2 protein-coding genes and 2 pseudogenes are annotated in these 2034 nt (G+C 34.3%); all 4 read right to left on the bottom strand.

The window, feature by feature from the left end; all coding sequences use genetic code 11:
• Positions 1-72: pseudogene (locus tag KFO35_RS13990) on the bottom strand (IS6 family transposase); the annotation flags it as partial.
• 236 nt (positions 73-308) lie between these two features.
• Positions 309-512, bottom strand: a complete 204-nt coding sequence (locus KFO35_RS13985) for a hypothetical protein (protein WP_002307460.1) — start codon at positions 510-512, stop codon at positions 309-311.
• Positions 513-523: 11 nt separating this feature from the next.
• Positions 524-1057, bottom strand: a complete 534-nt coding sequence (locus tag KFO35_RS13980; protein WP_002307459.1) for a hypothetical protein — start codon at positions 1055-1057, stop codon at positions 524-526.
• 334 nt (positions 1058-1391) lie between these two features.
• Positions 1392-1841: pseudogene (locus tag KFO35_RS13975) on the bottom strand (C39 family peptidase); the annotation flags it as partial.
• Between the last annotated feature and the right edge of the window lie 193 nt (positions 1842-2034).

The following is a 2034-nucleotide window of genomic DNA, read 5'->3' as shown; positions in this document are numbered from 1 at the left end:
ATAACGAAGATAGTAGCCCACGGCTACAATAATCACATCCTGCTGAAATTGCTTTCCTTTAAAATGATTCATCGTCATTCCTCCTGCTATCTTTTTCTATTATTCTACCTTATTTGATAGTAGATTTAAAACTTTGCAACAGAACCTAAAAACTCTCACTCTAAAAGAGTGAGAGCCTGCAAATTAGAGTACGGAATTTTTTGAGAGTTCCGTTCCTTAATATTAACAAATGATCTTAAAGCATACAAGGTGAATTAATTACCACATTTTTTCTTGAATCGTATCTAGCCTTTTAATCTATAGTCCATTTATTTTTTTTTAGACTTTATTATGTCTAAGACAACTAAGACTAACACTAAAAATAAACCAGATTTGTATAATTTCCCCCCGCTTAGCATATTAACAATTATAGCAACAGCTATAGCAAATATAAAAATACGAATAGTAGCTATTTGCGGATTCTTTTTAGTAAATTTTTTTAATGTTTTTAATGTTTTAGATATCAAAAACATCACTCCTTAACTTATAACGTTGAATATCTAGTAGCTACAACTCTTCCAGCTGCATCATATCCTCTTTGGTAATAAAATCCAATCCAGCCATTACCATTTTTGTCCCATTCTTTTGCAACTGCATTCCCTGGAGAAGCACCTTTTTGAGTCCAACTTGCACCGGTTAACAAAGCACCAATTGCCCAACCTGGGATACCAAACATAGCAGTGCTAGCTTTTCCTCCTGCCCAAAAGGCAGCATTAATAGCATTAGCAGCTACTCCAGTGGTTACAGCAATATTTGTATATTCCTTTTTGCCCCATCTTGCAACTGCAGCTCTTGTCATGATATCTGAAGAATTTGCAAAATCTTCTGCACTATAACCATCCTCATATTTAGTTACGACCATACCATCTTCAGTATACTCAATAACTACATTCTCAGTGCCGTTGCTTTCGTTTAATGATACCACTTGGGAATTTTCTGAAGCATAAACTATAGTAGTTGACGGTAAAACAACTGACCCGATAGTTAACAAAGCTATCCCTAAAGCAAATTTTTTCATAAAATTTTCTCCTCAATCTTATTTATATAAGTATTGGGGTATATGGAACATACCAACACTTAATCCTAATACACTTAAACTTAAAATCAATTAGCTTTTCATAATAAATGTCTCTCTAAAATATGCGATTTCATAAAAGGCAATCACTCCATTCAAATTGTTTTTTAGAATCTATACTCCTTTTCTTACTGCTGTTTTCTGCTTAGCTGCTTAGTAACGCCTATATTATAAAATAGTTTTCGTTCAAAGGACGATTCATTTCCTAAAAGGTGGTTTTGAAGGCATAATCGTTTCATTTTTTTTTTGATTGTGGGATACATGGAACATAGAAATGTTATCTGACTACAACTGCATATTTTCGTGCGTTGTAAATATTTTCAAATGTTGTTCGATTCAGCCAATAAGAACCACTAATTGGATCAGATACATGTACTTGATTACTTCCTTTATTGTATCCATCAAGTGTCACTGCGTGATTATTATTAGCTGCTACACCAAAACTCCAATTTCCCCAACGAATTGGTTGGAAATTGATAGTTACCCATGCAACCACAGGATTTCCGTTCTTTACTTCATTAAGCAATGTAGTCATAGAACTACCTGAAATATTCTGCACATTTCCATATTTTTGCCCCCAAGTTGCTAATGGAGCAGGATAGATAGCTGAATAAGTCCAGGAATTTTCAACGAATGGACTACCAACAAAACCATTATTTGGATTTCCATTTGGAGATTTAGGAATCGTGTTTAAAAACTGAGTTAAACTCCATTTCGTGATTTTTCCGGTTCTGTTGCAAAGTTTTAAATAAAGAATAAAATCCCTTACGGTATCTATGATTTAAGCTGGGATTCCCAATAATACCTTGATTTCAGTACAGACCGAAAACCCGAAGAGAGTGCCTTCTTTTCGGGTTTTCTTATATAATCCTCGAATGGCTTCCATGCCTTTAATCGTGGTAGAGGCAGTGCGTAAACTT

This window comes from Enterococcus lactis, assembly GCF_015751045.1.
Taxonomy (GTDB): domain Bacteria; phylum Bacillota; class Bacilli; order Lactobacillales; family Enterococcaceae; genus Enterococcus_B; species Enterococcus_B lactis.
This window is presented reverse-complemented; position numbering and strand designations above follow the sequence as displayed.

What these genes read in the sequence shown, in the direction of transcription:
- KFO35_RS13985 (WP_002307460.1), bottom strand. Translation starts at nt 512, where the DNA reads ATGTTTTTGATATCTAAAACATTAAAAACATTAAAAAAATTTACTAAA.
- KFO35_RS13980 (WP_002307459.1), bottom strand. Translation starts at nt 1,057, where the DNA reads ATGAAAAAATTTGCTTTAGGGATAGCTTTGTTAACTATCGGGTCAGTT.